The organism is Breoghania sp. JC706, assembly GCF_037026715.1.
In the GTDB taxonomy this organism is placed as follows: Bacteria; Pseudomonadota; Alphaproteobacteria; order Rhizobiales; family Stappiaceae; genus Breoghania.
In genome coordinates, this window is record NZ_JBANCG010000005.1 from 358,968 (window position 1) to 384,828 (window position 25,861).

Here is a 25,861-nt window from a genome sequence, read left to right on the forward strand (position 1 = left end):
AATCAGCGCCGCCGTTTCCCGCCAGGGACGGCGGGCGATCCTGCCGCCGAAAGCGGCGGCTAGGCGTTCTGCGTAAAAAAACTTCCCACCAGCGGCTCGATCTTTTTCAGGATCACGTCGAGGTCGCTCGCCTTGATCTTGCGCGTGACCGCCTCGGTCGTGTCCGAAAGAGCAGCGATCAGAAGGATGGTCTTGCCGATACCGCCCTGGGCGGCATCGGTCGCGGCCAGGTCGCCGAGTTCCGCCTCGCGGAAGGTCAGCTTGTCGATGGTCTTGCCGTCGTGGGTCACCGGCTTCTTGAGGGTAACCTCGACGGTTTCCGTTTCACTCATGGTCGTTCCTCGATTTCAGAAAATAAAAGGATGCGGGCGGCGGCCGGCGCTCAGCCGTTCAGCAGCAGGGCGTTGCGGATATCACCGGTCTGGGAGACGCCACCGACCGAAACGTTGAAGGGGTCCACCTCCAGCAGTTCCTCGCCGTCGACCTCGAGCTTGTAGTAGCGCAGCGAGATGTTGTGGTCGTTCTCGCCCATCTCGCCCGTCTTCCAGGTTCCGGGATCGTGGCTCTTCAGGAAGCCGCGCATGTAAGCAACCGCGGGATGGACCGTGCCGTCCTCGTCGACCAGGGCGCCGGTCGCCATGAACGCCTTCTCGACACCCGGCTTCAGGCCGACAAGCTTGATCACCTGCGGGTCGAACGCCGTCATCTTGAAGCCGGGCTCCATCTTCTCGAACCCGAGCTTCACCTCGATCGGCATGACCATGCCGGCATTGCGCACCTCCTCGACCTTTTCGGAAGGAACGGGCAGCGTGATTTCCGACGCCTGCCCGATCTTCGAATACGTGTCGACGAAGATCGTGCAGTCGCGCAGGATGTAGCGGGGGAGTTCCGACATGGGAAAACCTCAACGAAAGGGCCGGTTCGATCGCCGGCGCAAGTTGCGGGAATGATCAGGCGACGGTGAGCGCGCCGCCTTCGATCTCGCTGATCACCTCGGAAATCAGCCGGTCGTAGTAGACGATGTTGCGGTAGGCGATGATGCGGATGTCCTCCATCGGCGCCGGCGGCTCGAACTCTACGGAGAAGGTGACGCGGCCCTGTGCGAGTTCGGTCGCTTCGTTGAGATCCGCCTCGATCCACATGCGCCCGCCCAGGATCGCGCCTTCCGCCTTGAGCGTGCGCAGGAAGGCGTTGCCGCTCTCGATCGCCATCTTGAGATTGGCTTTCGAGAAAGGACGGTCGACGAACTCGAGGAACGCACTTTCGATCGCCTCGTTGATGAAGTCGGCCGTGCGCACGACGGAGAAGAACTTCCACAGCGATTCCGATCCGCACCCCCGGTTGCCCCAGGTCCGGAAGCCCGTGCCATCGATGTTGACGATCGTGGCGACGTCGTTCTCGTTCAGGTAGTCGGTCTGGTCGCCGTAGGAGATCGGCCGATTGATGCCCGCGATGCCGTTGATCGGCTTGTTGGACTCCGACCACCAGAAGCCCTGTTCGCGGTCGAGCCGAGCCTGCACGCCCACGAAGTAGGGCGCGGCCGGCATCGGCAGATAGGCGTCCAGCGTTTCGTCCCAGACGAGCACGCGCGGATCCACCACCTTGATCCGGCGGGAATTGAGAAGCCCGCGATAGGCGACGGCCGCTTCGTCGGTCGTGTCGGGACCGTCGACCCACGCCACGGCCTTCAGCTTGTCGAGGACACCCGCGAGTTCCACCACGACGGGATTGGCCACCGCGCCGACGGTCGCCGTCGCGGTCGCGGTCGTGCCGGTCGCGTCGGTGATGGTCACCGTCGGCACGCCGTAACCGGAACCGTGCCGGGTCACCGCGATCGCGGTGATCACGCCGCCGGTGACGACCGCCACGGCCTGCGCTCCGGTCCCGTCGCCGTCATCGGTGATCGTGATGGTCGGATTGTCGGAGTAGCCCGTGCCGCCGGCGGTCACCTGGATCGACTGGATCCCGTCGATCGGCGACCCGCCGGTATAGCCCGGCGCGCAGATCAGCCTCGGCTTGATCCCGAGCATCGGGCGGGCTTTCAGGAAGGCGTGAACGCCGGTCATGGTCGCCGGACCGCCGACGAGGTTCGTCCACGTCTCAGGCGTATCCGCGCCCTCCTCCACGCGCACGATCACCATGTAGGTGCCGACCTGCGCGTTGACGGCGTCGACCGCGTCCTTCAGCGTCCCGGCTTCGCCAAGCTTCGCCGCCTTGGCAAACTGCGGTCCCTTGAGGAGTACCGGCGTATTGAGCGGAAAAACGCCGGCATCGGCATCGGGCGCGGTCCCGATGATGCCGACGACGGCGGACTGCGCGGTCCTGATCAGAACCGGCGTTTCCGCCGATTGCGAAACCCGCGTACCGTGATGGAAGGCGATATCCGCCATGGCAGTCTCCTTCAGTGGTGCCCTTCACGCGGGCATGAAAAAACCCGACGCGAAGGCCGGGCTGGACAAAGATTGTTTTGGGCGATCAATGTGTGGCTTGGCGCCCTGCCAAGATTTTGCCCTCAGCTGACAGAGGCGAATGCAGCATCGACGGCCGCGCGCGTCGTAACCTCGCCGGCCTCGATCGCGGCCGCGATGGTTTCTTCCGCGGTGAAGCACGCCGCGACATGGGCGAGCACAGCATCCGACATGGCGACGATCGCCGCCGCATCGAGGGCGAACCAGCCGTTCAGCGCCTTCCACGTCGTCGTGAAGTCCGGATCAGCAACCGCCTTCACGCGCGCCGCGAGGATCTTGACCTGGCTGTCCCGGTCGGTCGCGATCTCCATGGCATCGACGGTGAGGCCGCCCGTTTCCGCATCGAAGCGGACAGAGGCGAGATAAGCCTTGAGTTCGTCGTCAGAGGGTGCCGGCGCCGGTGGCGCGCTCCATGTCTCATCATCGGCCAGGACGTAGCCGGCGAAGACGTCGTCGGGGACCTCGATCCAGCCGTCCTCGATCACCCCGACGACAGCGGCGCGAGCCGGTTGCAGGATGATGGTCTCCCCGTCAGGGCCTGTGTCAGCGATCTCCTCGACCGCCTCTTGCGGCGCGATGGACCACACCGGAACCTTGCTGATCTGCCGGACTGTGTCATCAATGACCAGGGCGTATTTCATGCGATCCTCCTGATGAAGGCCTCGGCGAAAACGGTCGCTTGGCTCCACGGGTCTGCCAACCCGAGTCCTGCCGATCCTGGGTTCCGAGCGACGATCTGTTGCAGTTCCAGAGTTGCAGGCGCCGACAGGACAAAACGGCCCATGAGATGCTGATCTATTTGGTGGGAGTAGCTCTCCCGCGCATAGACCATCGGCCCCTCAACAAGGCTCGCGTTCTCCGTCACATTGTACAGTCTCAGCCTGGAGTGCTGCGTCGCCAGGACCTGTGCGCTGGCCTGAATGGTGTACGTTCCGGCCGGAAGCGTTATCTGGTCCGCATTCAGCGAGGCCCCGGCGATGTTGTTCGCCTCGATCGTCTGCAGCGTGCGCGCAAACCAGTCTTGCGTAACGGGGGGACTTCCTCCTTCACCGCTCGGCCGTTCATCGCGGACCCACAGGACCGCGTCGCGCACCGCTTTGACATAGGCCGTGTTCGCTGCTCGAAGGGAGTTGTCGCCCACCGCCTGGCCGGGAACCTGGAGCTCCGAGTAGATGCGCATGACATGGCTTGCGCGATCCACCGCAAAGATCGTTGCCGATGCCGTTCCATCGTCGCGGCGCGATGCCAGGGAGAAATTCGATCCCGCATCATTTCCCGTCTCTTCGGCTCCATTGACGTAGAGCATCCAGCGGGCGATGCCATTGGTCAGGAACAGGATCGTCCTGAGGTGCCCTTCAGCGCCGCCGATCTGGACGTTGGCGTTGTTGTCCGAGGACAAGACCCCAAGGTTGGCCGGCCCTGTGACGGGAGCAAGTTTGAACCAGTAGCCGCCCACGTTGAACTCGCCGCCGACGGACCAGTTGCCGGCAACGCCATCGATCGGGGCCTTTCCAGTCGCCAACGCCTCGAGCGCGGCCTGGACGTTGGTGCCGGCAATGCCTGCAATTGCCGCAGAGAGCGCAAGCGCTGCGGCGTTGGCCGCGATTGCAACGCCGTAGCTCACCTTGCCGTCGGATGTCGTCACCAACGGTCGGCCAACCGGCGCGCCGGTCAGATCGACATCGCTGAGCGATCTGATCGTGTGATTGTGGTTGGCCTCCGCTTTCGCAGCCAGCGTCGAGGCGAGATTGGTGATCTCGGCGATCGTATGCGTGTGGCCGGCCTCAGCCTTTGCGGCCAGATCGCTCAGGATCGCGGCGACGTCCGCATCGATCGCGTCCAGCGCGGCAATGATCCTTGCCACATCCTCGGCGGGCTCGTTACTCGGGTGCGGCTGAGGGTATTCCCGATTTGCCGTTGTCGGAGTTTCCGTCACTGATCAGCTCCTAGATGGTCACGGCCCGCAGATCCGCCAACGACGGCCGTGCCGCCGGCGTACCGGTCAGGGTCAGGCGCACCCGCGTCTCCTCGCCCCAGGTTGGCTGAGGATCCGCCTCGTCGATTTCATAGGTCCGGTCGGTCCAGCCCTCGACCTCGAGTAGCTCGGTTTCCGCGAGCGGGATCATTTGCCAGGCGCCGGCCTCGTCTTCCAGCTCGACTGTGAAGGTCGACGGAGACGGCAACAGCGCCTTCACCCGCACCGGCAAACGCATCGCACCGAACGCATCGAACGCCCTGGACACGTAGGTCGCCGTCTCGCGCAGCGAGCCCGCAATGAGCTGGGCGCCGGGATAGAGGATCGGCGAGGCCGTCTCGGTGCCGGTCAGCACGGCGCGGATGGTCACCGTTTCGGTGATCCGCTCATCCAGCTCCAGCACCTGGCCGGCGGCGAGCCGGTAAATCGTACCGTCCGGCCGCTCCACCTCGAATACAACGGAGCAATCGCCTGTCGGCAGTTCGATGGTCGCCAGCACCATCAGGTCGGTGCAGTCAACCAGCGCGGCCACGCCGAGCGGCACGGTCCGCGTCGTGACGGGGAACCGGACGGCCACCACCTGGAACGTCAGGTCTTCATCCTGGTGCGGCGTCCACGTGCTGGCGTTGGATGACGACAGCATCACGCCCACCGAATAGGGTTGCGCGGTCACATAGCGCTGCTCGGTCGCATCGAAGGTGCCGATCTGCGCCGCACTGAGCGCATGGAACTCATCGTCTGTCTTGACGACGAATGACCATTCGCGGTCGGCCGACAGCCAAACGGGAAACGGCAGGGCAACCCGGATCCAGTCTCCGACAACCACCGTCGCCATATCGACGACGGCTTGCGCGACAACCTCCGAGGTCGGAAGCCCCGTCAGCGTCGAGCGGATCTCGACGACGATCGGGTTCGCGTCGTTGCCCTTGGCACAGACCTTCAGGTCGATCGCCCCGACGTGGCGCCCGGTCCCGCGCGGCAAGGTGAATGTCTCGGCCAGCGGGTCATCGTTGCCGCCCATCGTCGTTTGGCGGCTCCAGCCGTTACTCGAGGTCGCTTCCCGCCAGCGCGTGATGGTGGTGACCTGTTGCATCACTGTAGTGGTAATCACGCCCTGGCCGACGAACAGCGCGCCCGCCCGGCTCCCGCCTGCGCCCTCGGCGTAGACCGGCTTCGAACCCGCCGGGAACGTGGCTGCGGGGATCGACAATGTCCCCGAAATCACCCCATCCGCGTCCGCCACCAGCGCCGGGTCCGGTGTCATGTCGACATCGTCGAACGTGAGAAGCGACAGAATTTCCCCTGCCCCGAAGCCTTCAATCCGAAAGGCGATTTCGATCGCGCGCAGGAACTCCGCAAGCTCTTCACGCTCGTCGACGGTCGTCGTCTCTGTCGTCGTGCGCGATCTGTTGCCGGCGCCGAGGACCCGCGTCTGGGCGCTCAGCCACTCGGTCACAGTCTCGACCCAATAGTCGGTCGCCGGATTGATCGTCATGGCCGCCGGCATCGGATCGAAATTGCGGTACGGGTTGATCAGGCGACAGTTGGTGGCAAGCGGCTGCGAGATCACCACCTCGTTTTCACCCACCAGCATCGCAGCTGATGCCAGGTCGAGCGGAAAGATCGTCACGTCGGACGCGAGCTGGCAACTCCCGTCGAAGACCGCCGCGTCCTGGGCGAACCCGCTGTCGCGGTATCGGTCGCTCGTGAACGGATCAACGAACACGCCGCGTTTGGCAACCGGCTCGCGGCTGTCGATGTCTCGGCGCAACCGCTCCAGCGCGACCAGATCGAGGGCATCGACCAGCCGGCCGAACAGGTGATGGATCGTCGTGTAGTGGTAGGCCCTGACGCCGGAGTTCTCGATCGTCGGCGTGCCGAACCACGTGTTCGTGACCTCTGCCAACGGCAGATAGGTCGAGGGCGCGGCCGGCGCGCGCGGCGTGGTGCGGGATGAAACGCCCTTGAGATAGACAGGTCGGCCGTCCGGATCGAGACATATCAGATCGCGACGCGGCAACTTGTAGTCGTAGGTCAGGATCACGTCGCCACCAGTCACGCCGCCTGCAACCGTGACAGTCCGGTCCGTCGCCGCTTCGGGCGCGACGGCGTCGCGGTACTGATAGATCACGCTGTAGCTCGACCCTGTTGCCGGCTCCGCGCCTGCCGGCGTCCAGTCGACACGGTCCGCGTTAAGGACGTAGTCGGTTCCGGCCGTGTAGGTCGTTCCGCCCTGCGTCACCGCAACGATCGCCACGACACTGTCGTTGGCAAGCGCGTCGATCGAGCCCACCGCGCCGCCATGCGTGACGGTCTCGGTCACCTGTTTGGTCACCAGCGCCGTCACCAGCGTTGCGAGCGGCGGATGGCGCAGGGTGAGTGTGACAGTGCCGGATCCGCCGTCGGCAAACGAGTGCTGTTCGCCGTCGATCCGGGAGACGTCGGGATCCTCTTCGATCTCAAGTCGGCTCGACGCCGACCTGGTCCGCTTGAAACCGTTGATGTTCGCGGTGCCGCTGTCGATCACGAAACGTTGGGCGCCCGACACGCCGCCGAGCGCGGCCACCCGGCAGCCATCGACCACATAGGAGCCGTTTGCGTCGCGGTCGTACGATGCAATCGCCTGCGTCGTCGTCGACAGTTCCACCGGTTCCGTCTGGTCGATCGCCACACCGTCAACGAGCTGGTAGACGGCGTAGAGGTCGCCCTCCGCGCCGTCGCCGTCCCAGCCCCAGACGAGGTATTCGACCTCGCGCACCGCGCCAGGCTCCCCCTCAGCCTCGGTGCCCGGAGCGAGCCCGAGCAGCTCCGGCGCGGCGTCGTTGTCGACGATCTCGGTCACCAGCCGCACGCCGACCAACGCATCTCCCGCCATCGGCACGCCGGAGAGCGTTGCCGCGGCAACCGGGCGCACATCGCCGCGAGCGTAGACTTGTCCGGCCGCGCAGGTGATCGTTCCAGTCGCAGTGTCGATCACGATTGCCGCACCTGAGATCCGATCGCCGTCACGGGCCGATAGTTCACCAGCACGCCGGATCCGGCCGCGCATGATGGACTGCAGCTCGTTGAGTTCGGCCCCCTGCAGGAACAAACCCTCGCGAAACACGAGACCTGTGTCGGCCGTTCTCGTCTGCGTCCGGTCGTAAGCGCCGGCCACGTTCGGATGTTCGTGAGCCATCTAAACCTCGATCAGGTGAAATCGGCCAACAGGGCTACGCGGTCACGGACCGTGTCGCCGAGCGGAATGGAAACGGCATGTCGCGCAACGGCGGCATAGGGTGCCGAGATCTCGGAAGGCGCGCACCAGAGCTGCCCGGGCCGGCTCGTGTCCGCCGGCGCCGCACCGAACAGGACCGCGGCCTCAACGGCGGTCTGCCCGGAGCCATCGCCCCAACCGGTGCGGGCCTCGATGTAGAGCCGGGTGCCGGCGACGTCGGGCGACCACGTGCCACCGGCGATTTCGTAGGTGTCGCCGAACGCGACCGGCCGGCACGCCCTGCACCGGCGTGCTCCGATCATTTCGCCCTCGGCGTCATAGAGCGCGATGTACGCCCCGCGAGCCGCAAGCGCTGAAGCCATCGTCGCGCGACGTGCCGTGTCCGATCCGAGGTCCGTCCAGGCCCCGACGATGTCGGTCCACGGGAATGTCAGATCCTCCCATGTGACCGGGTCCGTCCCGCCGGGGATCCAGACACCGAGGCCGGTCAACTCCGCCTCGGTCAAGGTCGCCTCTGCCTCATGGTCCCGGCCGAACGACCACTTAGGCCCGGCCGCATCCGGCCGCACGCCGCTGTCGTCGCCGATGATCGATCGCCCGAGCCGCGTCCAGGAGAGTTCGGCCGCCGGCACGTCATAAGCGGCATAGCCCCGTCGCAGACGTGAGCGCGCCGGTCGCGAAAGATCGATGACGCCGGCGATCCGGGGCAGATCAGCCTCCGCGTCACGCACCCGACCGAGCGCGATCTGGAAATCAGCCCAGGCCGTGCGCCGCGCTGGCGGATCGATGATCGTTCCATCGTAGTCGATGAACTCCAGCCCCCGCGCGACGGCGGCATGTGTCCCGCGCAACCGCTCCCAGGCCACCCCGTAGTAGACCGCGCAGGAAAGCGTCGGCAGGTAGGGCGACATTGCGCCGAGCCCATATTCCCAGATCAGCCACGGGAACAGGCTCGCCCGCGGGCAGGTCCACCGCCATCCGGCAATGGCGTCAGCCCCGGGATAGAGCGTCTCGAAACGCGCGTCGCCGGCCTCGTCGAGCGCAACTTCAAGAGGCGTTGAGTTGACCGGCAGAACGGAGGTCATCGGCCGCGCCCCCCGTCAACGATGGTGATGGTGCCGAGCGCCAGCGCCCCGGTGCCGTCGACTTCAACGTCTGCGGCCGGAGCCGTCACCTCGACGCGGGTTACGCCGGTCCGCATCGCGTGGGCGATCAGCCAGGAATGCGTGAGATCGAACCCAAGCAGGCTTTCCGCCAGCCAGTCGGCGGCGATCAGATCCGGCAACCCGGTCAGGACGGTTGCCGAAGCGGTTGGATCCAGGCGTACGGTGAGCGTGATGTCGACGGTCTGCGTGATCGCCGACGCGACCGCGAACCGGTCGGAGACGACACGGATCTCCGGCTGTTCCAGCGCTTCGCGGATTTCCGTCAGCAGCGCGGCATCGGCCTCACCGTCGCCCTCGGTCGTCAGCACCGACACCCGCACTGTCGGGTCGCGGCCCTCGCGCCAGATCGCGACATCCCGGACACGCGCCGATACGCCCTTGGCGACGGCCGCATAGCGCTCTTCTGGTCCGCCGGCTGACCGTCCAAGAATAGTGAAGCGCACCCGCTCTCTCAGCCGATCGTCCGTCTCGTCGGCCAGCCGCGTCACGTCATAGAAGGCGGCCAGGTGATCGAGATCCGCACCGGACGCGAACGCGAGCAGGTTCGCGCGCGCAGCATCGTTGATCCTGGCGCGTAGAACCGTCTCCCGGTAGGCGTACGCCTCGAGCAGGATCATGATCGGATCCGTCTCAAGCGTGTCGACATCCCACTCGATACCCGCCGCAGAAAGGCGCGTCTTGGCATCGTCAACGAGGGCCGCGAGGGTCGCCTCATAATCGAGGGGTTCAATGACTTCGGGGGCGGCAAGCGTGTCGAGAAGAGGAATGCTCATGAGCGGATCAGCACGCGCGTCCGCGCGTCCTCCTCGATCGAGAAGTCGCCAAGGTGACCGCGCGGGTAATAGGTGCCGGAGAGCGCTAGGACGATCGAACCGGACGGCCCGGAGTCCGCAATTGCCACGGACCGCAATGCGAACCTCGGCTCCCACCGGTCGATCGCAATCGCGGCCGCCACGAAGACAGCCAGCACCACGCGATCATTCATGGGTGCATCGATCAGCAAGGGGATGTCAGACCCAAAATCTCGGCGCATGACGCGCGCGCCGATCCGGGTGGTGAGGATCTTCCCGATCGACTGCTCCACATGGGACCAGCCCTTGAGGCCCTGCCCCGTGATCGCGTCGACGCCGTTGGAAGACATCGGCGCCTATTCCTTGGCGTCCGTCATCGCCGAGGCATTGGCCCCGCGAGCAGATTTGCCCTTTGCCTTGCTCTTCGACACAGGCGCGATCTTGCCCTCGATCTTCAGGTACTTCGCCTCGCGGCCGGTGAGAGCCATCGTCTCTTCCACGTCCTTCCACGTGCCTGCGAAGAAACCCGCAATCGCGACCTCGTAGGTTTCGATTTCCATTGATCTTCTCCTTCAATCAGCCGCGAAAACCCGCGATGAACCTTCAACGATCGGATGCAATCCGGCAGACGATCCGTAGGTCACGCGGACCATATCCCCTGCCCGCGCGACCTTCTTCCCGCCGCCCTCGCCGAGTTGGACGGAAGGCGATTTCACGATGACCTTCGGTGCCGTGACAGTCGCCAGATCGTCGGCGACCTCAATGCGAACGCTGCCCTTCGTCATGACCGCTTCCGGCCCGTCGTGCGGACGCGGGTTCGCCGTCGACGGGATCGACATGTCGATCTCCCCGTCGGTCAGGTCGCCGCTTTCGGAAACGACCGTGACCTGCTGCCCGACCGACGGCGGAATGTGCGTCTTGATGTCCCCGGCCGCGATCTCCTTCCACGGCATCCACGGGCCGATATACGGCGTGCCGCCCGGTTCGGAGATCCGGACCCGGGCAAGACCCTTCTTGTGATCGACTTCGCTCACAGTGCCGGTCCGCTTCCGGTTGCGGGCGCGTCGTTCCAGCTCCGCCAGGCGGCGGTAGATGTCGGCGAACTGATTGGCCAGATCCTGCAGGCTCATGCGGATGGCTCCGGCCCTGAGACCGTCACGCCATCAAAATTGGGCGATGTCGCTTCTGCTTCAGGGGGCGGCGTCAGGTTCAATGCCCTCGCTTCGTCAGCGGAAAGTCCGCGTCGCGCCTGATCGATCTGCCACTCAGGCAAATCACCGGCAACGAGCCCACGGATCACAGGCTCCAGAAACGCAAGCTCGGCATCGCCGGCAATCAGCGCCAGGGCTTTCGGCCAGATGCCGGTGAGAGCGGCACCAACAGCCGGGTCGCGCAAGGTCTTGCAGTGCACTTTCACCTGCCGTCCGGCAAACCGTGGTCCGCCGTCCGCCTTTGCTCCGCGCAGGATATCCACGGCAACAACCTTGGAAACGATCGAGCGCCAGAGATCCGCCCATTCGTTTTCCGGATCCATCAACGCCGCGAATGCCTGCCGGTGCAGGACATCCAACGTCAGTTCAAGGCCGGCATCGGTCACGGGCATGCCTTGCTCGGTGATTTCCCGTCCGTCCTCGTCCCTGACCGACATCTGCGCCGTGATGCCGAACTCCAGCACAAGCGTCATCTCCGCAACGCCTTCGAAGAGATCGCGCCCCACAGGTTGCGAGCGTCCCTCATCCACATAGACCGAAATGAATGGCTGCTTTTCTTCCGCCGCTGCCGCATCGATCGGCGCGATCTCGCTGTCGCGTACGGCCTCGCCCGCCCATGTCGCGCCCGACAGCGCCTTGACCGTCGACAGCCGGAGAAGGAGACAGACCAGGCTCATAACTTGAGGCTCATTTGCAGGACCAGACGGTTGCGCTGATCAGGATCGACACGGGCGACTTCGAAACGCGGCGCCCCCAAACGGTCCGTCGCAACAACCTGGTCGCCCTTGCGAAGCGTCAGCGCCGCCGGGTACGCATCCGGATCGACATGCAGTTCGGCCTCGCCACCGGCGACAAGCGTCGACCATGATCGGGATCCCACACCGCCAAGATCGTCCTGACCGCCGGATACTCTGAGGTGCGCCTCGTCGATATCGAAGGCTGGACGGTCGGGATCAGGCACCGTGTTGTATTGCCCGCGCCGCATCGGCTCGACCCGAACGGTTTCGCCAAGTTCGGCATCGACCACCCGGCGAAGCGCCGCCAGGTGGTCTTTCCAGGGGCCACTCACCCGGCTTTCTCGCCGGTGGCAGCCTGGGGCTCGGCGGGCTTCTCCGCGGCGCCATATGCGACCGCGAAGCGGTTTTCGATCAGGCTCCGCCCATAGCTTTCCGGCACCGAAACGGGCTTGTGCGGTTCAACCCGCAGATCCTTCTCGGTGCCGGCGATCTGCTTCGGGATGATCAGGCCCCGGGCCGACGCGATCTTGATCTTTTTCTCAGCCATGATTGTTCCCTCATGTCAGCGTCAGCTCGCGCAGCGCCTGCGGCCGCGTGCAGAGCGAAACCGCGTTCATCTGCACTTCAATATGCCGCCCCTTGCCGTTCGCCATCTTGTACTGATGCATGTAGAATGGCAGGCCGAGCGGCGGCAGCTCGTTGACTGTGTCCTCGTAATCCGGCGGCGCGAACCGGGTGATGAAGAGTTCGGGAACACCGACCGGCACGACGCGTGCCTTGTTGGGGTCGATGTAAGACGCCCCGAGGTCGGACTTCGCTTTCGCTCCGGTCTTGTAGCGCTCCCATGTCGCGCCACCGAATTCGAACACGTCCGGCACGTCCTGGCGCAGAACGACCGCACCGGCGTTGTACATGAACGTCTCGCGCACCGATTTGTGCTCCCACACCGCCTTGTGGAAGTTGCGCCCGGTGAAAACGTGCAGGCCGGAATAGGTTTCGTCGAGATCGTCCTCGATCGAATAGACGACATCCTGCCAAAGGCTCGAGACCTTGGTAGCCTCAACGTCAAGTTCCAGCGAGACCGGGGCAGGCACTGCGATTCCGAACCGGCTGTAAAGGTCCTCCAGAACCGTGCCGGACTTCGACGTGATAATGCCCTTAACAGCACCGACACGCTGATGCTCCAGCGTCATGGTCAGGTCCTGCCCATGCCGAGCCCCCTTCCGCTCGACGCGGTCCTGCAGGGTTTCGAGTTCGTCCGTGCTGCCGAAGCGAATGATGCCCTGCACTTCATCGGCCCTGACAGCATCATCACGTTGGTAGTGGGGGATGTCGAAAGGCAGTTTGCGGCGCTTCTCGTCGTCGACGGTCTCACCGGGACCGCCGCGTTCCGACGGTTCCACCAGCCCCAGCTTGCCGTCGCGCATTTCGATGGAGACGCGGGTCGAGGTTACCCCGTCTTCATCAAAAATCCCGGTCGCAGAGATCTGGCCGGGACGGTAGGGTTCGGAATTGACTGCGGCGGTAAGGCTCCGCATGGAGAAGCCATCGCCCTCCCAGATATCGACTTCATCGGGCATGATCTTCTCCTTAGCGCGTCTTGATCCCGGCCAAGCCGAGCTGTGTCTGTTTCGCCGTCACCTTGGCGGCGCTGTCGACCGAGGCGTGATAGATCAGCATCGGCGCCTTCACCTCGGCGTCGGCCGACGTCACCACGGCCTCGACGTCCGCGTCCGTTGCGTCGACGCCATAGGCGAGGATTGCCGAGGCGGTCTCCGCCCCTTCCTTGCCCGCGGTTTCGGCGTCGGGCGAAACGACATAGTTTTTCGTCGCCGTCACCTGGCCGAGGACGGTCCCTGCCTCGAGCCCGCCTTCGCCGGATGCGATCGTGACCACGTCGCGAGACCGGCTCCCGTTGGCCTCGCTCAGCAGGTACGCGAGGTTGCGCGCCTTCTCCGTTTTCATGTCCATGGTCGTCAGCCCTTCTTCTGCGCGTCGCGGCGCGCGGCGTAGATCGCACCCGGCTTCAGCGCGGTGCGCCGCCCGCTCTGACCGTCTTCGCCGGAACCCTTGACCTGCCCGGGTGCGGCCTGCCCCGCCGCAGCGAGGCGACGCCGTTCGAAGTCCGCAGGCTTCGGATCGGCAGGATCCGTCTCCGGCTCGTCGGCAGTGACATCGGACGCCGCGGTTTTCGGCGCCGCCGCCAGGATCTTGAATGTCTCCTCCGGCGGCAGCTCGGTGTCGTAGGCGAGATGTTCCGCAAGCCCTTCACGGCCCTCGGCCTCTTCGCAGGTCATGATTGCCTTGATGCGAGCCTTGGCTTCGGAAGCACCCTCCGATTTCGCCGTAGCCCGTTCGGCGGCCGTGGTGTCGTCCGCCGCAGTGTTGCCAGCCATGGATGTCTCCTTGCTCTGACGGGTGGGAGCGGCGGTCGCCGCCTTCGACCGGTCGTCATCATCGAACGACCAGCCTTTCCTCGACGCGAGCGCGACGAGTTTCTTGGGAGTGTCGGAAAAGATCCGGTAGTCGAAGGCGGTCGCGGCAAGCGAGCGGACCCTGTCCGTGCGGTCCGCGTATCCCTGCTCGACGGCCTCGTCGCCCGTCATCCAGGTCGTGTCCTTCATCGCCTGGCGCACATCCTCGACCGCCTGTCCGCTACGATCGGCGTAAATCGACGCCATCTGGTCGGCCTGCTTGTCGAGCAGAGCGCGCGACTTCTCGTGATCCTCGGCTGTTCCGAAGGCATATCCGGCCGGATCGTGGATCATCATCATTGCGCCGGATCGCATGACGATCTCGTCGCCGGCCATCGCGATGACGGAGGCCGCCGAGGCGGCGACCGCATCGACGATCATCGTGACCTGCCCCTTGTGAGCTGTCAGAGCGTTGTAGATGGCGATGCCGTCGTCGATATATCCGCCGCCGGAATTCACCCGCACGGTCACGTCGTTCGCCCATCCGTGCTCGGTCAAAGCTTCCTGGACTTCGAGAGCCGTGAACCCTTCGCCCCAATAGCTCTCGCCGACGAACCCGTAGAGCAGGAGTTCGCCGTTCGAAATCGTCACTGACATGATTGTCTCCTCAGCCAAACCGGATCCGGCGGGCATAACGCCGCCTCTTCACGCGGCCGCCATTCTTCAGGATGCAGGCGTCTTCGAACTTCGCGATCTCACGTTCCAGAAGCGCGATGTTGGCGCGGGAGTATTCGACCTCCTCCTCGCCGAAACGCACGCGCTCGGCCTGCCCGCCGGCAACGATGGCGAGCCGGATCGAGCGAAGCTTTTCAGCGACCGCACACGGATCGTCGGTATCCAGCACGTCCTTGCGGATCCTGATTGACGTCATGACGAAACCTCCGTGGACGCCGGGCCGTCGGACGGATCGATGTTGCCGGCAGCCGTTGCCCGCTCGTAGGGGCTGCGCATGCCGGCCGCGAGATAGCGCTCGTGGGTGCGGTGGCGCTCTTCGAACAACTCGTCGGGATCGACGCCCAGCTCCGCCGCCTCGATCTCGACTGACGACGTGCCGTTCGCCAGACGTTCGCTAGACGCTTTCGCGCTTTTCAGATCATCGGCGGTCGCCTTCGCCGGCCCCTGCCATTGCGCCCAGGTGATGTCGTCCCGGTTGGCCTCGAAGGCAGCGTGCCCGCCCTTGAGCGGGATGCGCCCCGTCGCGATCTCCTCCTCGAGCCACAACTCGTAGACGGTTTGCGCAACCGGTGCCGCGATCCGTTCACGTCGCCGCGTCACCACCGGCCAGATCGAGGAATTCTCCATCCGCGTCGACGAGTACGTCGCCTTCGTGTGATCCATCGTCAGCGCGCCGTAGGTGATCCCGACGGAACGCGCCATGTCCCGGCTGAGACTGGCGGAAAGCGGCTGGTACTGCGGACCCGGCGTGTTCGCCGTCTTGAACTCGAAGTCCTCACCTGGCGCCAGATGCGAAACCTGAGGATCGCTTCCCACCGTGAGCCGGCTTTCGGCCGCCCGCTCCAGACTGCCGTTCAGATAACCCACGAACTCGGAAACGTATTCCGATCCGGATGAGGAGGAATCCTCCCCGCGAATATCCTTGATCGCCTCCAGCGCCTCGAAGGCGTCGGCCGACGGTTGATCGCTCGTCAGCACTGCCGCAAAGAACGTCTGCAGGATAGACGTCTGCAGGGTCACGTCTTCCAGCGTCTCGTGCTGCAGGTGCTTCCGGATCCCCGACGCCATGACGGAGATGCCACGCACGTCCGTCGCGTCCACCGGATCAAACACGTGGAGGAATGCAGCGCGACCTTCTCCGTCACGCGCCGGATACCGCACTTTCGTCCAGAACCCGTTCCGCTTCTCCTCCAGCAGGAAGGCGGAAACGCGACCGTTGTCGTCGTGATAAACACCCTGGAACAATCCGGCGAATTCGTTCGTGTCCTGCACGAGCCGCGGCGGGGGCACGAGACAGAGTTTCGTGCCGGTCCTGATCCCGTAGCGCCGGCGCACCGATGCCGGCATGTAGTCGAGGATCCCGGTTACCTCGCCGTAGACGATATGCCAGCGCAGCGCGATATCCACCTGTTGCGGCAACGTGAACTTTCCGCGAAAGTCGCATTCAGCCGCATTCCACGCGTATTTCTTCCAGCGCTTCTTCACCAGCCGGATGAAGTCCGTCGTCTCTTTCTGGTCGTATCCCAGATGCGCGAGATCGGGCTGCGGGTTCAGTACCAGCTCGACCCCGACCGTATCGGCGAGCACCTGGTCGACCATGCCCTTGAGCCGGCCAGAATTCTGCACAATGTCGAGTGCCAGAGACGCCGCCTGCCGCCAGGACCGCCGGATATCATCGCGGCTGTCGGAGAGCGAGGCGTGGCGCGAACGGATGATCCCCGTCGGCGTGTCACGCAGATAGCGCGCGGTCGACCGAGGTCCGGCGCCACCAGCAGATTTCGCAGGCTTCTTGCCTGTCAGCCGCTGAAGGAACCTCATCGACGCTTCCACTTGTTGCGACGCGCCTCGCGCTTGCTCGACCGCTCAGCAGGCGCCAGCTGATCGTTTTCCGTACCAGACGGTGCCGAGGCCGGAGCCGGCCCCTGCCTTGCAGATGCGGCGGCCATCGCTTCCAGCCGAACACTCAACGGTGACAACAGATCGGGATTGCGCAGTTCCTCGGGAACGCCGCGCTCCTTGGCGAGCATCAGCCAGTCGGTTTCCGTCTTGCGGTGAAGGCCGAGGTGATCGGCCATCGCCATCCCGTAGATCCGGCAATCGAGCAGGTGGTTTTCCCCGCTCTCCTTCCAGACCTTGCGCCGGCGCCCCCGATGGAGTTCGTCCGTCAGGTATTCCGCCGTGATCTGTTTGAAGAAGTTGATGCCGAGAAACGCGCCGAAGTGGCAATAACCGGGCGGGTCGAACTCCTGTCCGCCGGACATCCCGACCTTGCGCAGGTTCGTGTAGAACTCAGCCTTGAGCGACCAGGTCCCGACCGGCCAGAGCGTGGCACCGCGACGCTTCTTCTTGCCACCGATCCGGATATCGACCTTTGACGGCGTGCCGATCGCCGGCGTTGTCCATCCCGGCAGTCCCTTGATCGCATAGGCGCGGGGCCGTGAGCGGACGAACGTATAGACTTGGTTCGCCCGCCCGCCGTCGCCGGCATCGATCGCCATCGCATCAAGCTGACGCTGGCCTCCGAAGGAATCGGAGAACCACTCGTCGTAGAGCGCGGCGAGCCGGAGAAACGCCCCGCCATTGGCGTCGGTCGTATCGCCTTCGAGCCAACGGGCCGTTACCGTCCAGCTCTGCTTGTCGGGCGCGAATGCGATGACCTCCGCCCAGATCCCGGTGTGCTGCACGTCGCATCCGGCGGTCAGCAGAAGTCCGCGCGGCGGGATCACCCCTTCCGCATACTCCTCGCGCCGCTCCATCAGGCGCTCGAAGTCCGGAGCATCGCCCCGCATCTCGTAGGCGAGCCCGAGCCAGATGTTCCAGAACGTCTTTTCCTTGCGCGGATCGCCCTTCGCCTGGATGAACTTCTCCGCGATCTTGTCCCAGGTCGTGAGCTGCGAGGTCAGCGCATCGACGTGAAACGACGGGTAGAGACCTTCCTCCGCATTTGTCGCGATGAATTTCGCGCTCCGCAGCATCGCCGGCTTTTCGTGCGGCTCGATAATGCAACCCGATTCCTGGCAAACGTAGTGCGCCTGGTACGGCGGCTTCGGATTGTATCGAAGGTTCTCGAACAGAAGCCGGATGCGCTCCCCGCAGTGCGGGCATTTGCAGAACAGGAACCTCTGATCGCCGGCCTCAAAATCAGCATCGATCCGGCTCGAGCCCTTGATCGTGGGCGTGGAGATCTCGAAGATCTTCCAATCGGCCGACGCGTGGAACGAAATGAACCGGCCTTCAAACAGCTCCCACGGATCGCCCTGCCCTTCCAGGTCGTCCGGCCATTCGTCGACCTCGTCAGCAACCGCATATTTCAGCGTCTTCGAGCGGAGGTCCGGCGCAGAATTCGCGTTCAGCAGATTGAGCGTGCCGCCCGGGAACTTCTTCTTCTTCGCTGTCGAGCCATCGCCGGAGCGCGAAAGCTGCTTGCGGATCTTCTTGTTGAGCGCCGACGTGTGCTCGATCGTCGGCGTCAGCTTTTCCGAGTTGAAGTCGTTGCGCGCCTCGTCGGTCGGCAGGACATAGGCCATGTTGGCCGGCGCCCCATCGATCAGGGAGCCGAGCCAGGCAAGCCCCGCAATGGACAAGCCGGTCTGTGCCGACTTGCGCACCACCACCCGATTGTGCGGGCTGTCCGGCCCAAGCAGGTCGATGATTTCGGCAACATAGGGGGTGAGCGAAGGATCCCACCGCTCGGAGGCGCGCGGCCCGTCAGGCACATACAGATGATCCTTTGCCCACGCGGACGGAACGATCGGCTCCGGCGGAGTGAGAACGGCAGCAAGAGCGCCGGCAACGATCGGAAGCGCTTTGGCAAAGGTCGTCTTCATTCCTCGTCCCCGTCGCTCTCGTCTTCGCCCAGAAGTCTCATTTTCTCTGCAAGCTTCAGCCGCAGCTCGCGTGCCTTGATCTTCAGCGCATCGCGCAGTGCCGGGACGCCGCCGCGGGACACGGCAGCGGCCAGGTCGTCAGCGCCGGCCGGCAATTGGTCGATTGCCCGCACCAGACTTTCCGCGCACCGGATCATCGCGTCCTCGACCTCCGCAATCGGCAGAAGTTGGCCACGTTGCTTCGCAAGCTCGATTTCCTTGAGGTCGGCGTCATATTCCGCCTTGCGGGCCTGCTGGAAGCTGTAGGCCTTCGTGTTCGTCCCCGTCGGCGCATCGGCGTGCGTCGCGTCCACATCCGCCGACATCTGGCGCGTCGTCTCCGCACCCGCGAGCCGAGCCGGATCCGTGACCTCATCAGCAGCCGCGTCCCACTGCGCGACATTCACCAGCGTCCGCCGTCCTTCGCGGCGCACCGTGACGAGCCCGGCCTCTTCGAACCGCCGCAGCCGCTTCGAGATTGCCGGGTGCGAAACGCCTTTCATCGCCGCCAGCTGACGCACGCCGACCCAGATGCCATCGGTAACCGGTTCGCTCATTTCGGTAACCTTGGTAACCCTTGGTAACCCGGCCCAAACGCTGAAAAACTAGCCCACTCTCGCGCGGCAGCGCGCCCGCGGGGTTGGCCGCGGGGGTACGGTCCCTAAGGGGATGGGGGGTGCTCCGACCGGGGTCCGAGCGGGTGATTTCAGGAGGCCGTGCCCTGCATCAGGCGGCGGATTTCGTGTTCGATCTTCGGCGGCAGTTCGCGGGCGGCGGTCTCGTCGAAGGCCTTGCGGCTTTCGTCCTTCACGATTTCCTTCGGGATCGCCGGCCCCCACATCTTCGCGATCGGGAAGCGATCCGCGCTGGTGCGATGGAAGACGTGCCCGCCGAGAGCGTTGATCTGAGGACCGAACGCGCTCTTGAACACCTGGCGCTTGCCCCAAGGCGCGGCCGACACACCGCGACGGACCTGACGGGCCTTGAACTCTTTCAGGCTGATGAAACGACCGCGCGAAATGATCAGGTATTCGAGCGCCTGATAGTTCGCCCGGATTTTCCGTAGCCCGCCCTTCTGGGTGACCTTGCTTTGGCTGAGACCAACCTGCTTGGCGACGACACGCCGAACGATCGTGAATGTCTTGTCGCCGGTCCGGTTGATCCCGCGCCGAAACGCAGCCCTTGCCTTGTTCGGGCCGAGCGTGTTCCTGGCTGCGGCTGCAAGGCGGACGACACCGCTGCCCTCCCACTGATAGGTGACAATCGACATCCATCCGCCCACGAAAAAACCGGCTCGGGCGCCCTGCCCGGCCGGTTCTGATCTCCAGATCTAATCTAGCCTGATGAAGCTATGTCAAATCCAAACCGCGAGTCAAGCCGTTCTGCGGTGTTCTTCATTACCCACCCTGTCACCACCCGCGACCCGTTCGGCGAACACCACGCGCACCAGCGCTTCCGCCCCGGTCCCGATCCACGGTTCGAACGGCGCGCGCGGGCCGGTTGCCTCGTGCTCGGCGAGCCGCCCTTTCAGCAACGCCTGCAAATACGCAAGCCCCATCCACCACGCCTGATATCTCGCCCAGGCCTCGCGCGTCACCTCGATCGACGGCCGCAGTTCCAACTCGCACCCGACGACATCGTCCCGCCATCCCCTCAATCCCTTCACCCGCTCGCGGATCAGCGCCGGCTTTCCGTTCGCCCCGATCACCGCCCGCAACTCCGGCCGATAGTCCCACGACGGCCGCCCACCCGTGATGCCGTAGCAAATCACCATCCCACGAGCGTCCGGCTCCATCGACCTGATCGCATCCCCCACCAGCAGGGCATCGCGATGAATATCCCCCGAGCCGAACCGGCTCCCGCCCCGGCCATCGACCAGCGTGCCCAACTGCGCCAGCCGTTCAATCGGCTCCCACGCCGAGGCCGCATACCCCGCCCCGTATGCCTCCTCCCCGAATTCACGGGCGACGCCCTGATCTCCCAGCGTCCAATGCACCAGCGCCTCGATATCGATGATCTTCCGCATTCGCCGCCCTTTTCCATGGTCAGGGATGCTGGGGACGATGGGGACGCTGGCTTTTTGCCTATCTTCCCCGAACACCGACCCCATAACCCATTGCATCAATTCAGTTACTCCACTCAACAAACCTTCTCAGGGAAGCTAGGGAAGCAATTTGAGAAGAAACGTACGTGAGAAAAGAATAGGCCTTCCCCGCACCCCTTATTGCTTCTCACGCGCGTACCCGGAATTTGCGTCCCTAGCGTCCCTAGCGCCCGAAAGCTTTGATATCCTTCGCACTTCCTCAGGGAAGCAACGGCATCGCCCACACCGCTTGCGTCCCCAGCGTCCCCGAAATCGCCGCTTTGGAGCGCTCTCCGGCTCTCCATCGGGGGGTGAGCGAGGGGCCCGACCGCGCTACCGGCCCTCGTCGGATGACCATCCGCTCCCCATGTCCGCCTTCGCGCGTATGCCGCGATAGACCGTGTTGCCGTTCGACTTGGCCTTGTGAAACCCGAGCTTCGCCGCCTTGCGCGGCAATTGCCGGTTGAAGGTCGTGGGCGTCCACACGGTGTAGGAGGCCGCCTCGCAGAAGATCTTGAACAGGGTGTAGAGGGCGCCCGGCGTCATGCAGTCATCCGGATCACGGGTCACCTCGCAGTATCCATCCAGGAACGCCCCGATAGGGTCGCTTTCCTCCCGGTAGCTGTCGGTGGCCGATCGCACCTCCTCCGGCACGTCGAGCCCGTAGGTCAGGTAATCGAGCGCCCCCTTGATCAGCCAGTTCAGCACGCCGGCGCGCTCCGCCCACAGCCTTTGCGGCAGCAACGGATCACGCTCTCCCTTGGGGATCTGAACGGACCACGGCACCAGCAGCACCCGCCGCCAGATGCCGTCATCCGTGCCGCGCACATCCGGCTTGTGGTTGCCGGATATGATCAGCTTGAACGTCGGCCGGATCTCGGTGAACTCCGCGTGCAACCGGCGTATCAGGATTGCCTCGCCGCCGGTCAGTGCCTTCACCATCGCCTCGCGGAACTTCATGCCCTGTTCCGGCTCGGAGGCCCGCACCAGCCGTGCGCCCGGCAGCTTGGCGAGGTCCGGCGTCGCCTCGCCGCCCTTTCGCCGGTCATCGCCGGCCAGCGTCTCGAAAGGCACCGTGGTCGAATAGTCGTCGAGGATCCGCGCGACCAGGTCGACCAGTGTGGATTTGCCGTTGGCGCCCTCGCCCCAGAAAAAGGCGAGCACCTGTTCCTGCGTCAGCCCCGTCAGGCAATAGCCGCAATAGCGCTGGAGAAACGACCGCATTTCCGGGTCCGGCTGCACGCGCTCCAGAAACGCATCGAAGGTCGGCGCCATCGCCTCCGGGTCGTAGTCGACGGGCGCAAGCTTGGTAATCAGGTCGGCGCGGTCGTGCGGATCACACCTGACCGACCACAGCTTTCGCGGCGCATCCGCGTCGGGGCTGTCCGGGTCGTCCTCGGAAACGAACCGCAGCGTGCCCGACCGGGTGTTGAGGGCCAGCGCATCGCCGTCCAGGTCGTTCACCACCTGCATCACGTAGGGCGCGGATTCGCGCAACATGTTGTCCAGCTTGCCGCTGGAACCGGAGGTCTTGCAGTAGCGCCGGCGGTACGACTTCCGCCCCTTCAGCGCCTTTTCCGCGTCCGCTCCATCGGCGACCACGCGTTTCAGCGCCAGAATGCGCGACTTGTCCTCGTCGCTCGCGTCCTTGCCCTTGCCTTCGAGCTGCTCAAGCTCGGCCTGAGCCTCCTTCGCTGCCTCGATCGCCTTCACTTCGTGCGGGTGGTAGTCGATCAGCCGCGCCTCCAGCGCGATCCGCTCAACCACCGTGTGCGCCAACGGGCGGATTTGCCGCCCCTCCACATCCTCTCCCCAACGCGTGCCGTCGAACACGTGCCAGCCGATCCGCGCCACATACAGAACCTCCTCGCGAAACCAGTGCAGAATCCTCCGGCCGTTGCCGATGTCGGTTTCCGGCTCCGCCGCGCAGGCCTCCAGCCGGGCCAGGTCGAACGGCCCGCCCGAATTCCCGCCGTCACCATCCCCCGGCCCATCCCCCGAAGGCGGCGCACCGTCCCCGCCGCCGGCATCTTCCGGCGCGGGATACTCCTCCACCGGGCGGTCCATGATCTCCCCGTAAACCTCGGTGCTCATGCGTTCCCCCGCGCCGGCGCAGTGCCGGTTTCCTGGCCGAGCGCGGCTTGCGCCCGCTCTTTCAGCCGGTCATTGAAATCCTCACCCGGCGGCGCCCACACGGAGCCGATCCGCCGGCCCGGCCGCGCCCATCGGGCGGCCGCGCGCGCATGCACCTGGCGCGCGGTAAACGCGTCGCTGTCGCTGTCGCCCAGCATCAGCACCTCGCGCACGCTGTCGGGCAGCACGAGTGCCCGTTCCGCGCGCGGCGTTTCCATGTCCGGCACCGGCCCCGGCACCCGGTCGGCCACTACCTTGCCCGTCTTCGTCGTGTGGGTGGCGCTCGGGTGCGCCACCGTCGTCACGGCCGGCCCGCCCATCGACTGCAGGTCGATCGAGGTGGCATAGGCGGTCGCGGCAATCCCGTCCGCTCCACGCACCACCTCTTCCGCCTGCCAGTAGGAGCGGACGGTTTCCACCCCCTCGCCGATGCGAAGCCGGCCGATGCCGATACCGACGCGGCGCGGATCGCGCAGCAAAATCCACCCGCGCGCCTTGGAACCACGGATCTTCTTGGCCGGCAGCGTCTCGCCCGTCGCCGGATCGATCAGCCGGACCTTTTCGCCCGCATGGTCCGGGTCGAACCAGGTGATATGCACGCCCTGAAACCGCAGATCATCGCCGTCCGCCGGGCCGACGATGGCCGCCAGCACCGCCGGGCCGGAATAGATCAGCCGCGGCTTTTCCCCCTCGCCCAGCGCCGGCGCGTAATAGGGCTGGTCCTCGACGTAGCGCAGCGAGGGATAGACCGCGCTGCGCTCCCCCGGCCGGCCCGGCGCCCACAGGCCCCGGCCGCGCCAGTACACCGTTTCGCCCATTGATCCGGCAAAGGTGCGCCCGCCGGTCCATATCTCCCGCGCCCGCCTCAGCTCCCGCGCGCGGTAGATGTTGTCGTCCCGTGCATCCGCCGCGGCCTTCGCCGCCCGCTCCGCCTCCAGCGCGGCTTTCTGCTCCGGGCTCAACTCCGGCGCATCCCGCTTGCCGCCCAGGCTCTCCACGGCTTCCACGAACGTCAGCCCGTGCCGCTCCATCAGATAGCCTATGCCGTCGCCGGCCGCCCCGCAGCCGAAGCACTTGTAGGTGCCGCGCCGGTCGTCGGCGTGAAAGCTCGGCGTCTTCTCGGCATGAAACGGACAGCACGCCCAGAAATCCCCGGTATGCGCGTTCGTCTTGGCCCGGTCCCAGGTCACATCGCGGCCAATGACCTCCGAAATCCGAATGGCTTTCACGCGGTCGAGTTCGTGGTCGGGGAAGGTCATGCGGGGACTCCCCGCACGACACCCGCAGTGCTAGCGTGCTCTCCATGAAAGACGCATGGAAATACTTCGCCGCATGTCTTCTGGGCTTCGCAATCGCCGGCTGGGCCGGTCAGATTGCGGCCGTCGGAGTAGTTGGCTTTCTGGCGAAGTGGCAGACACTTATCGCGGGTATCCTGGCATTTTGCGGAGCAGCATGGACCGTCTACTGGATCAAGAGGCAGGTCGACGAGGCAGGGAGGATTGCAAGAGCAGTTGCCGACGAGACAAAGACGATCTTCGATGCTGAGCTGGGAGAAATTCTGAAGCTCATCAATGTCACCTGGGAACTCCTCGAAATATCCACAAACCAGAATGAGAGTCTGGACCGAAGAAACAAAGCGCACGGCCGCTCGATCGGGAAACTCCATGAACTTCGCCGCCGCATATCGATCAGCGATCTTCGCCTCGAAACTGCGGAGATGTCGCCCGTGGCGCGCGCCGGCGCGCGATCTGTATTGGCAGCACTTGAGAGAACCAAGGCAGAAATAGGAGGGATGCTCGCAGCAAGGTTTACAGATGAACAGCAAAGAACCGATCGCCAAACAATGATGCTCATTGAGTTTTCTCATATCGCCGAATACGTCGAACGATATGATCCTGCGCTCAGCCGCATTTTCGATAAGCGCGAGCGCTTGCCCGTTGACCATCGTTCGATGTCCGAGCTGTCGGCGGACGCATTGAGGCGCGGTCTCTAGTAGCTGGATGAATAGGCCCATCACGCCCTCCCATCCGTGCGCGACATCAGGTTCCAGATCTCGCTCTCAGAACATCCGATCCACTCGGCGAGGTCCTGTGTCGTCATCCTCTGCTCTTGCATGACCTGACGCAGGAAAACCCGCGTCAGCCCACCGGAAAGCAGGTCCAGCCCGCCGCGCGGCGCGGTCGATGCCGCCATGGTGCCGTTGTCGTTCATGCCACCCTCTCCACCTGCCCGCGTCTCTGGACAGCCGCCACCAGCTCCGCAATCCGGCACCGCTGCCAGTGCCCTTCGGCTTCAAGAAACGCGATGTAGTCGGCATCGCTTTCCGTGCGTTCCCAGCGCATCCGCGCGCGTTCCATCGCGCATGCCGCCGCAGCCAGATCCCGCGAACTCATGCCTGCCCTCCGTATTCCTTCCGGGATTGCCGTTCGCCCCGGCCTAGCGCTAATTCATATGAGAACATAACGGAAACAATTGAGGCATTACCCCCATGCGAAACAAGCGCAGCGCGACGCTGTCTGCCGAAGAAGTGAGAGAGGCCATAGACGCGCTGAACGCCTGCCGCGCCGTGCTCAACCGGCTTTCCACCAACCTCGCCCCGACAGGTGAGGACTACCTGACCCTCTCGGCACCCGTTGAAGCCTGCTACGCCGCGTCCGAGCGGCTTTGCCGCCGTCATGGCATCGATCGGTATCGCCATGTCGGCTTTCTGGGCCGGAAGTGAATCCGTCATCCCGCGTCCTCCGCCAGGATCTGGAAAAGCCGGCCGATCGCCGTTTCCGGCCGGCCCTGCCCGTCACGCGAGAAGGCGCGCGCCAGCAGCTCGGCCGGGCAGCCGAATTGCAGGGCAAGCGAGGCGGCAATCGCGCTGTCGCGCATCAACGCCTGCAGCTCGGTGCCGGTCTTGCCGGTGGAGAGAAAAACCTCGCCGGGCCGGTCGCCCGGCCGCCCATCGGAGCCATCGTAAAATCCCACGGTCGCGTAGTAGCTGCGCGGCCCGTGACCGAATTTGATGGTGTCGGAAGCCCGGCGCCCGGGCAGGATTTCCCGGGTCATGCGGCCGCCCT

General features: G+C 64.8%; 30 protein-coding genes. 2 read left to right on the forward strand and 28 right to left on the reverse strand.

Features of this window, described 5'->3' with window-relative positions:
• Window positions 1-59: 59 nt before the first annotated feature.
• From V2L18_RS12575 to V2L18_RS12695, 25 genes are all read right to left on the reverse strand, one after another.
• The gene (locus V2L18_RS12575; protein WP_336178602.1) at window positions 60-332 is read right to left on the reverse strand and encodes a phage tail assembly protein; all 273 of its coding nucleotides are present in this window, start codon (window positions 330-332) and stop codon (window positions 60-62) included.
• Window positions 333-382: 50 nt separating this feature from the next.
• On the reverse strand, window positions 383-895 hold the full coding sequence (locus V2L18_RS12580; protein ID WP_336178603.1) for a phage major tail tube protein: 513 nt from the start codon (window positions 893-895) through the stop codon (window positions 383-385).
• A gap of 55 nt (window positions 896-950) precedes the next feature.
• Window positions 951-2,390 (reverse strand): phage tail sheath subtilisin-like domain-containing protein, encoded by a 1,440-nt coding sequence (locus tag V2L18_RS12585; RefSeq protein ID WP_336178604.1) that lies wholly within the window; start codon window positions 2,388-2,390, stop codon window positions 951-953.
• A 122-nt stretch (window positions 2,391-2,512) separates the two neighbouring features.
• Window positions 2,513-3,109, reverse strand: a complete 597-nt coding sequence (locus tag V2L18_RS12590) for a DUF4376 domain-containing protein (protein ID WP_336178605.1) — start codon at window positions 3,107-3,109, stop codon at window positions 2,513-2,515.
• Entirely contained in the window at window positions 3,106-4,404 is a 1,299-nt protein-coding gene (locus tag V2L18_RS12595; protein WP_336178606.1) for a hypothetical protein, read from the reverse strand. Before V2L18_RS12595 ends, V2L18_RS12590 begins: the two co-directional genes overlap by 4 nt.
• 10 nt (window positions 4,405-4,414) lie before the next feature.
• Window positions 4,415-7,621: a DUF4815 domain-containing protein gene (locus V2L18_RS12600; RefSeq protein WP_336178607.1), complete on the reverse strand. Its 3,207-nt coding sequence runs from the start codon at window positions 7,619-7,621 to the stop codon at window positions 4,415-4,417.
• Window positions 7,622-7,632: 11 nt separating this feature from the next.
• Window positions 7,633-8,745, reverse strand: coding sequence for a phage tail protein (locus V2L18_RS12605; protein ID WP_336178608.1), 1,113 nt, complete (start codon window positions 8,743-8,745; stop codon window positions 7,633-7,635).
• Window positions 8,742-9,599: a baseplate J/gp47 family protein gene (locus V2L18_RS12610; protein WP_336178609.1), complete on the reverse strand. Its 858-nt coding sequence runs from the start codon at window positions 9,597-9,599 to the stop codon at window positions 8,742-8,744. The genes V2L18_RS12605 and V2L18_RS12610 overlap by 4 nt, the downstream gene beginning before the upstream one ends.
• Complete coding sequence (locus V2L18_RS12615; RefSeq protein WP_336178610.1) at window positions 9,596-9,967, reverse strand: GPW/gp25 family protein; 372 nt, start codon at window positions 9,965-9,967, stop codon at window positions 9,596-9,598. Before V2L18_RS12615 ends, V2L18_RS12610 begins: the two co-directional genes overlap by 4 nt.
• Before the next feature lie 6 nt (window positions 9,968-9,973).
• On the reverse strand, window positions 9,974-10,177 hold the full coding sequence (locus tag V2L18_RS12620) for a hypothetical protein (protein ID WP_336178611.1): 204 nt from the start codon (window positions 10,175-10,177) through the stop codon (window positions 9,974-9,976).
• A gap of 12 nt (window positions 10,178-10,189) precedes the next feature.
• Window positions 10,190-10,747 (reverse strand): phage baseplate assembly protein V, encoded by a 558-nt coding sequence (locus tag V2L18_RS12625; protein ID WP_336178612.1) that lies wholly within the window; start codon window positions 10,745-10,747, stop codon window positions 10,190-10,192.
• Window positions 10,744-11,505, reverse strand: a complete 762-nt coding sequence (locus V2L18_RS12630; RefSeq protein WP_336178613.1) for a hypothetical protein — start codon at window positions 11,503-11,505, stop codon at window positions 10,744-10,746. Before V2L18_RS12630 ends, V2L18_RS12625 begins: the two co-directional genes overlap by 4 nt.
• On the reverse strand, window positions 11,502-11,897 hold the full coding sequence (locus V2L18_RS12635) for a hypothetical protein (protein WP_336178614.1): 396 nt from the start codon (window positions 11,895-11,897) through the stop codon (window positions 11,502-11,504). The genes V2L18_RS12630 and V2L18_RS12635 overlap by 4 nt, the downstream gene beginning before the upstream one ends.
• Entirely contained in the window at window positions 11,894-12,112 is a 219-nt protein-coding gene (locus tag V2L18_RS12640; protein WP_336178615.1) for a hypothetical protein, read from the reverse strand. The genes V2L18_RS12635 and V2L18_RS12640 overlap by 4 nt, the downstream gene beginning before the upstream one ends.
• A gap of 10 nt (window positions 12,113-12,122) precedes the next feature.
• Window positions 12,123-13,145 (reverse strand): major capsid protein, encoded by a 1,023-nt coding sequence (locus V2L18_RS12645; RefSeq protein ID WP_336178616.1) that lies wholly within the window; start codon window positions 13,143-13,145, stop codon window positions 12,123-12,125.
• 10 nt (window positions 13,146-13,155) lie between these two features.
• Window positions 13,156-13,536, reverse strand: a complete 381-nt coding sequence (locus tag V2L18_RS12650; RefSeq protein WP_336178617.1) for a head decoration protein — start codon at window positions 13,534-13,536, stop codon at window positions 13,156-13,158.
• Window positions 13,537-13,541: 5 nt separating this feature from the next.
• On the reverse strand, window positions 13,542-14,636 hold the full coding sequence (locus tag V2L18_RS12655) for a head maturation protease, ClpP-related (protein WP_336178618.1): 1,095 nt from the start codon (window positions 14,634-14,636) through the stop codon (window positions 13,542-13,544).
• Window positions 14,637-14,646: 10 nt separating this feature from the next.
• Window positions 14,647-14,910: a hypothetical protein gene (locus V2L18_RS12660; protein WP_336178619.1), complete on the reverse strand. Its 264-nt coding sequence runs from the start codon at window positions 14,908-14,910 to the stop codon at window positions 14,647-14,649.
• Window positions 14,907-16,532 (reverse strand): phage portal protein, encoded by a 1,626-nt coding sequence (locus V2L18_RS12665; protein WP_336178620.1) that lies wholly within the window; start codon window positions 16,530-16,532, stop codon window positions 14,907-14,909. The genes V2L18_RS12660 and V2L18_RS12665 overlap by 4 nt, the downstream gene beginning before the upstream one ends.
• Window positions 16,529-18,541, reverse strand: a complete 2,013-nt coding sequence (locus tag V2L18_RS12670) for a terminase gpA endonuclease subunit (protein ID WP_336178621.1) — start codon at window positions 18,539-18,541, stop codon at window positions 16,529-16,531. The genes V2L18_RS12665 and V2L18_RS12670 overlap by 4 nt, the downstream gene beginning before the upstream one ends.
• Window positions 18,538-19,137 (reverse strand): hypothetical protein, encoded by a 600-nt coding sequence (locus V2L18_RS12675; RefSeq protein ID WP_336178622.1) that lies wholly within the window; start codon window positions 19,135-19,137, stop codon window positions 18,538-18,540. The genes V2L18_RS12670 and V2L18_RS12675 overlap by 4 nt, the downstream gene beginning before the upstream one ends.
• Before the next feature lie 149 nt (window positions 19,138-19,286).
• On the reverse strand, window positions 19,287-19,850 hold the full coding sequence (locus V2L18_RS12680) for a phage tail protein (RefSeq protein WP_336178623.1): 564 nt from the start codon (window positions 19,848-19,850) through the stop codon (window positions 19,287-19,289).
• 102 nt (window positions 19,851-19,952) lie between these two features.
• A complete protein-coding gene (locus V2L18_RS12685) occupies window positions 19,953-20,606 on the reverse strand; it encodes a hypothetical protein (protein WP_336178624.1) in 654 nt (217 codons plus the stop codon).
• Window positions 20,607-20,996: 390 nt separating this feature from the next.
• Entirely contained in the window at window positions 20,997-22,757 is a 1,761-nt protein-coding gene (locus tag V2L18_RS12690) for a phage/plasmid primase, P4 family (RefSeq protein ID WP_336178625.1), read from the reverse strand.
• Complete coding sequence (locus V2L18_RS12695) at window positions 22,754-24,055, reverse strand: CHC2 zinc finger domain-containing protein (RefSeq protein WP_336178626.1); 1,302 nt, start codon at window positions 24,053-24,055, stop codon at window positions 22,754-22,756. The genes V2L18_RS12690 and V2L18_RS12695 overlap by 4 nt, the downstream gene beginning before the upstream one ends.
• A gap of 44 nt (window positions 24,056-24,099) precedes the next feature.
• Here V2L18_RS12695 and V2L18_RS12700 point away from each other — a divergent pair, with 44 nt between their 5' ends.
• Complete coding sequence (locus tag V2L18_RS12700) at window positions 24,100-24,789, forward strand: hypothetical protein (protein ID WP_336178627.1); 690 nt, start codon at window positions 24,100-24,102, stop codon at window positions 24,787-24,789.
• A gap of 20 nt (window positions 24,790-24,809) precedes the next feature.
• Here V2L18_RS12700 and V2L18_RS12705 read toward each other — a convergent pair whose 3' ends face one another.
• Window positions 24,810-25,007, reverse strand: coding sequence for a hypothetical protein (locus V2L18_RS12705; RefSeq protein ID WP_336178628.1), 198 nt, complete (start codon window positions 25,005-25,007; stop codon window positions 24,810-24,812).
• Window positions 25,004-25,189 carry a hypothetical protein gene (locus V2L18_RS12710; protein WP_336178629.1) on the reverse strand — a complete coding sequence of 62 codons (186 nt, stop codon included), beginning with the start codon at window positions 25,187-25,189 and terminating at the stop codon, window positions 25,004-25,006. Before V2L18_RS12710 ends, V2L18_RS12705 begins: the two co-directional genes overlap by 4 nt.
• A gap of 95 nt (window positions 25,190-25,284) precedes the next feature.
• Between V2L18_RS12710 and V2L18_RS12715 the strand changes: the two genes are divergently transcribed.
• Window positions 25,285-25,518, forward strand: a complete 234-nt coding sequence (locus V2L18_RS12715) for a hypothetical protein (protein ID WP_336178630.1) — start codon at window positions 25,285-25,287, stop codon at window positions 25,516-25,518.
• A 5-nt stretch (window positions 25,519-25,523) separates the two neighbouring features.
• Here the strand turns inward: V2L18_RS12715 and V2L18_RS12720 are convergent, their stop codons facing one another.
• Window positions 25,524-25,850, reverse strand: coding sequence for a hypothetical protein (locus V2L18_RS12720; RefSeq protein WP_336178631.1), 327 nt, complete (start codon window positions 25,848-25,850; stop codon window positions 25,524-25,526).
• Window positions 25,851-25,861 lie beyond the last annotated feature (11 nt).

Bases quoted from the DNA above. Each gene is read 5' to 3' on its own strand.
- V2L18_RS12660 (WP_336178619.1), bottom strand. From the start codon at position 14,910: ATGACGTCAATCAGGATCCGCAAGGACGTGCTGGATACCGACGATCCG.
- V2L18_RS12610 (WP_336178609.1), bottom strand. From the start codon at position 9,599: ATGAGCATTCCTCTTCTCGACACGCTTGCCGCCCCCGAAGTCATTGAA.
- V2L18_RS12675 (WP_336178622.1), bottom strand. From the start codon at position 19,137: ATGAGCGAACCGGTTACCGATGGCATCTGGGTCGGCGTGCGTCAGCTG.
- V2L18_RS12655 (WP_336178618.1), bottom strand. From the start codon at position 14,636: ATGTCAGTGACGATTTCGAACGGCGAACTCCTGCTCTACGGGTTCGTC.
- V2L18_RS12620 (WP_336178611.1), bottom strand. From the start codon at position 10,177: ATGGAAATCGAAACCTACGAGGTCGCGATTGCGGGTTTCTTCGCAGGC.
- V2L18_RS12670 (WP_336178621.1), bottom strand. From the start codon at position 18,541: ATGAAGACGACCTTTGCCAAAGCGCTTCCGATCGTTGCCGGCGCTCTT.
- V2L18_RS12615 (WP_336178610.1), bottom strand. From the start codon at position 9,967: ATGTCTTCCAACGGCGTCGACGCGATCACGGGGCAGGGCCTCAAGGGC.
- V2L18_RS12685 (WP_336178624.1), bottom strand. From the start codon at position 20,606: ATGCGGAAGATCATCGATATCGAGGCGCTGGTGCATTGGACGCTGGGA.
- V2L18_RS12710 (WP_336178629.1), bottom strand. From the start codon at position 25,189: ATGAGTTCGCGGGATCTGGCTGCGGCGGCATGCGCGATGGAACGCGCG.
- V2L18_RS12645 (WP_336178616.1), bottom strand. From the start codon at position 13,145: ATGCCCGATGAAGTCGATATCTGGGAGGGCGATGGCTTCTCCATGCGG.
- V2L18_RS12585 (WP_336178604.1), bottom strand. From the start codon at position 2,390: ATGGCGGATATCGCCTTCCATCACGGTACGCGGGTTTCGCAATCGGCG.
- V2L18_RS12640 (WP_336178615.1), bottom strand. From the start codon at position 12,112: ATGGCTGAGAAAAAGATCAAGATCGCGTCGGCCCGGGGCCTGATCATC.
- V2L18_RS12650 (WP_336178617.1), bottom strand. From the start codon at position 13,536: ATGGACATGAAAACGGAGAAGGCGCGCAACCTCGCGTACCTGCTGAGC.
- V2L18_RS12690 (WP_336178625.1), bottom strand. From the start codon at position 22,757: ATGAGCACCGAGGTTTACGGGGAGATCATGGACCGCCCGGTGGAGGAG.
- V2L18_RS12695 (WP_336178626.1), bottom strand. From the start codon at position 24,055: ATGACCTTCCCCGACCACGAACTCGACCGCGTGAAAGCCATTCGGATT.
- V2L18_RS12600 (WP_336178607.1), bottom strand. From the start codon at position 7,621: ATGGCTCACGAACATCCGAACGTGGCCGGCGCTTACGACCGGACGCAG.
- V2L18_RS12720 (WP_336178631.1), bottom strand. From the start codon at position 25,850: ATGACCCGGGAAATCCTGCCCGGGCGCCGGGCTTCCGACACCATCAAA.
- V2L18_RS12715 (WP_336178630.1), top strand. From the start codon at position 25,285: ATGCGAAACAAGCGCAGCGCGACGCTGTCTGCCGAAGAAGTGAGAGAG.
- V2L18_RS12590 (WP_336178605.1), bottom strand. From the start codon at position 3,109: ATGAAATACGCCCTGGTCATTGATGACACAGTCCGGCAGATCAGCAAG.
- V2L18_RS12605 (WP_336178608.1), bottom strand. From the start codon at position 8,745: ATGACCTCCGTTCTGCCGGTCAACTCAACGCCTCTTGAAGTTGCGCTC.
- V2L18_RS12705 (WP_336178628.1), bottom strand. From the start codon at position 25,007: ATGAACGACAACGGCACCATGGCGGCATCGACCGCGCCGCGCGGCGGG.
- V2L18_RS12580 (WP_336178603.1), bottom strand. From the start codon at position 895: ATGTCGGAACTCCCCCGCTACATCCTGCGCGACTGCACGATCTTCGTC.
- V2L18_RS12625 (WP_336178612.1), bottom strand. From the start codon at position 10,747: ATGAGCCTGCAGGATCTGGCCAATCAGTTCGCCGACATCTACCGCCGC.
- V2L18_RS12665 (WP_336178620.1), bottom strand. From the start codon at position 16,532: ATGAGGTTCCTTCAGCGGCTGACAGGCAAGAAGCCTGCGAAATCTGCT.
- V2L18_RS12630 (WP_336178613.1), bottom strand. From the start codon at position 11,505: ATGAGCCTGGTCTGTCTCCTTCTCCGGCTGTCGACGGTCAAGGCGCTG.
- V2L18_RS12575 (WP_336178602.1), bottom strand. From the start codon at position 332: ATGAGTGAAACGGAAACCGTCGAGGTTACCCTCAAGAAGCCGGTGACC.
- V2L18_RS12680 (WP_336178623.1), bottom strand. From the start codon at position 19,850: ATGTCGATTGTCACCTATCAGTGGGAGGGCAGCGGTGTCGTCCGCCTT.
- V2L18_RS12700 (WP_336178627.1), top strand. From the start codon at position 24,100: ATGAAAGACGCATGGAAATACTTCGCCGCATGTCTTCTGGGCTTCGCA.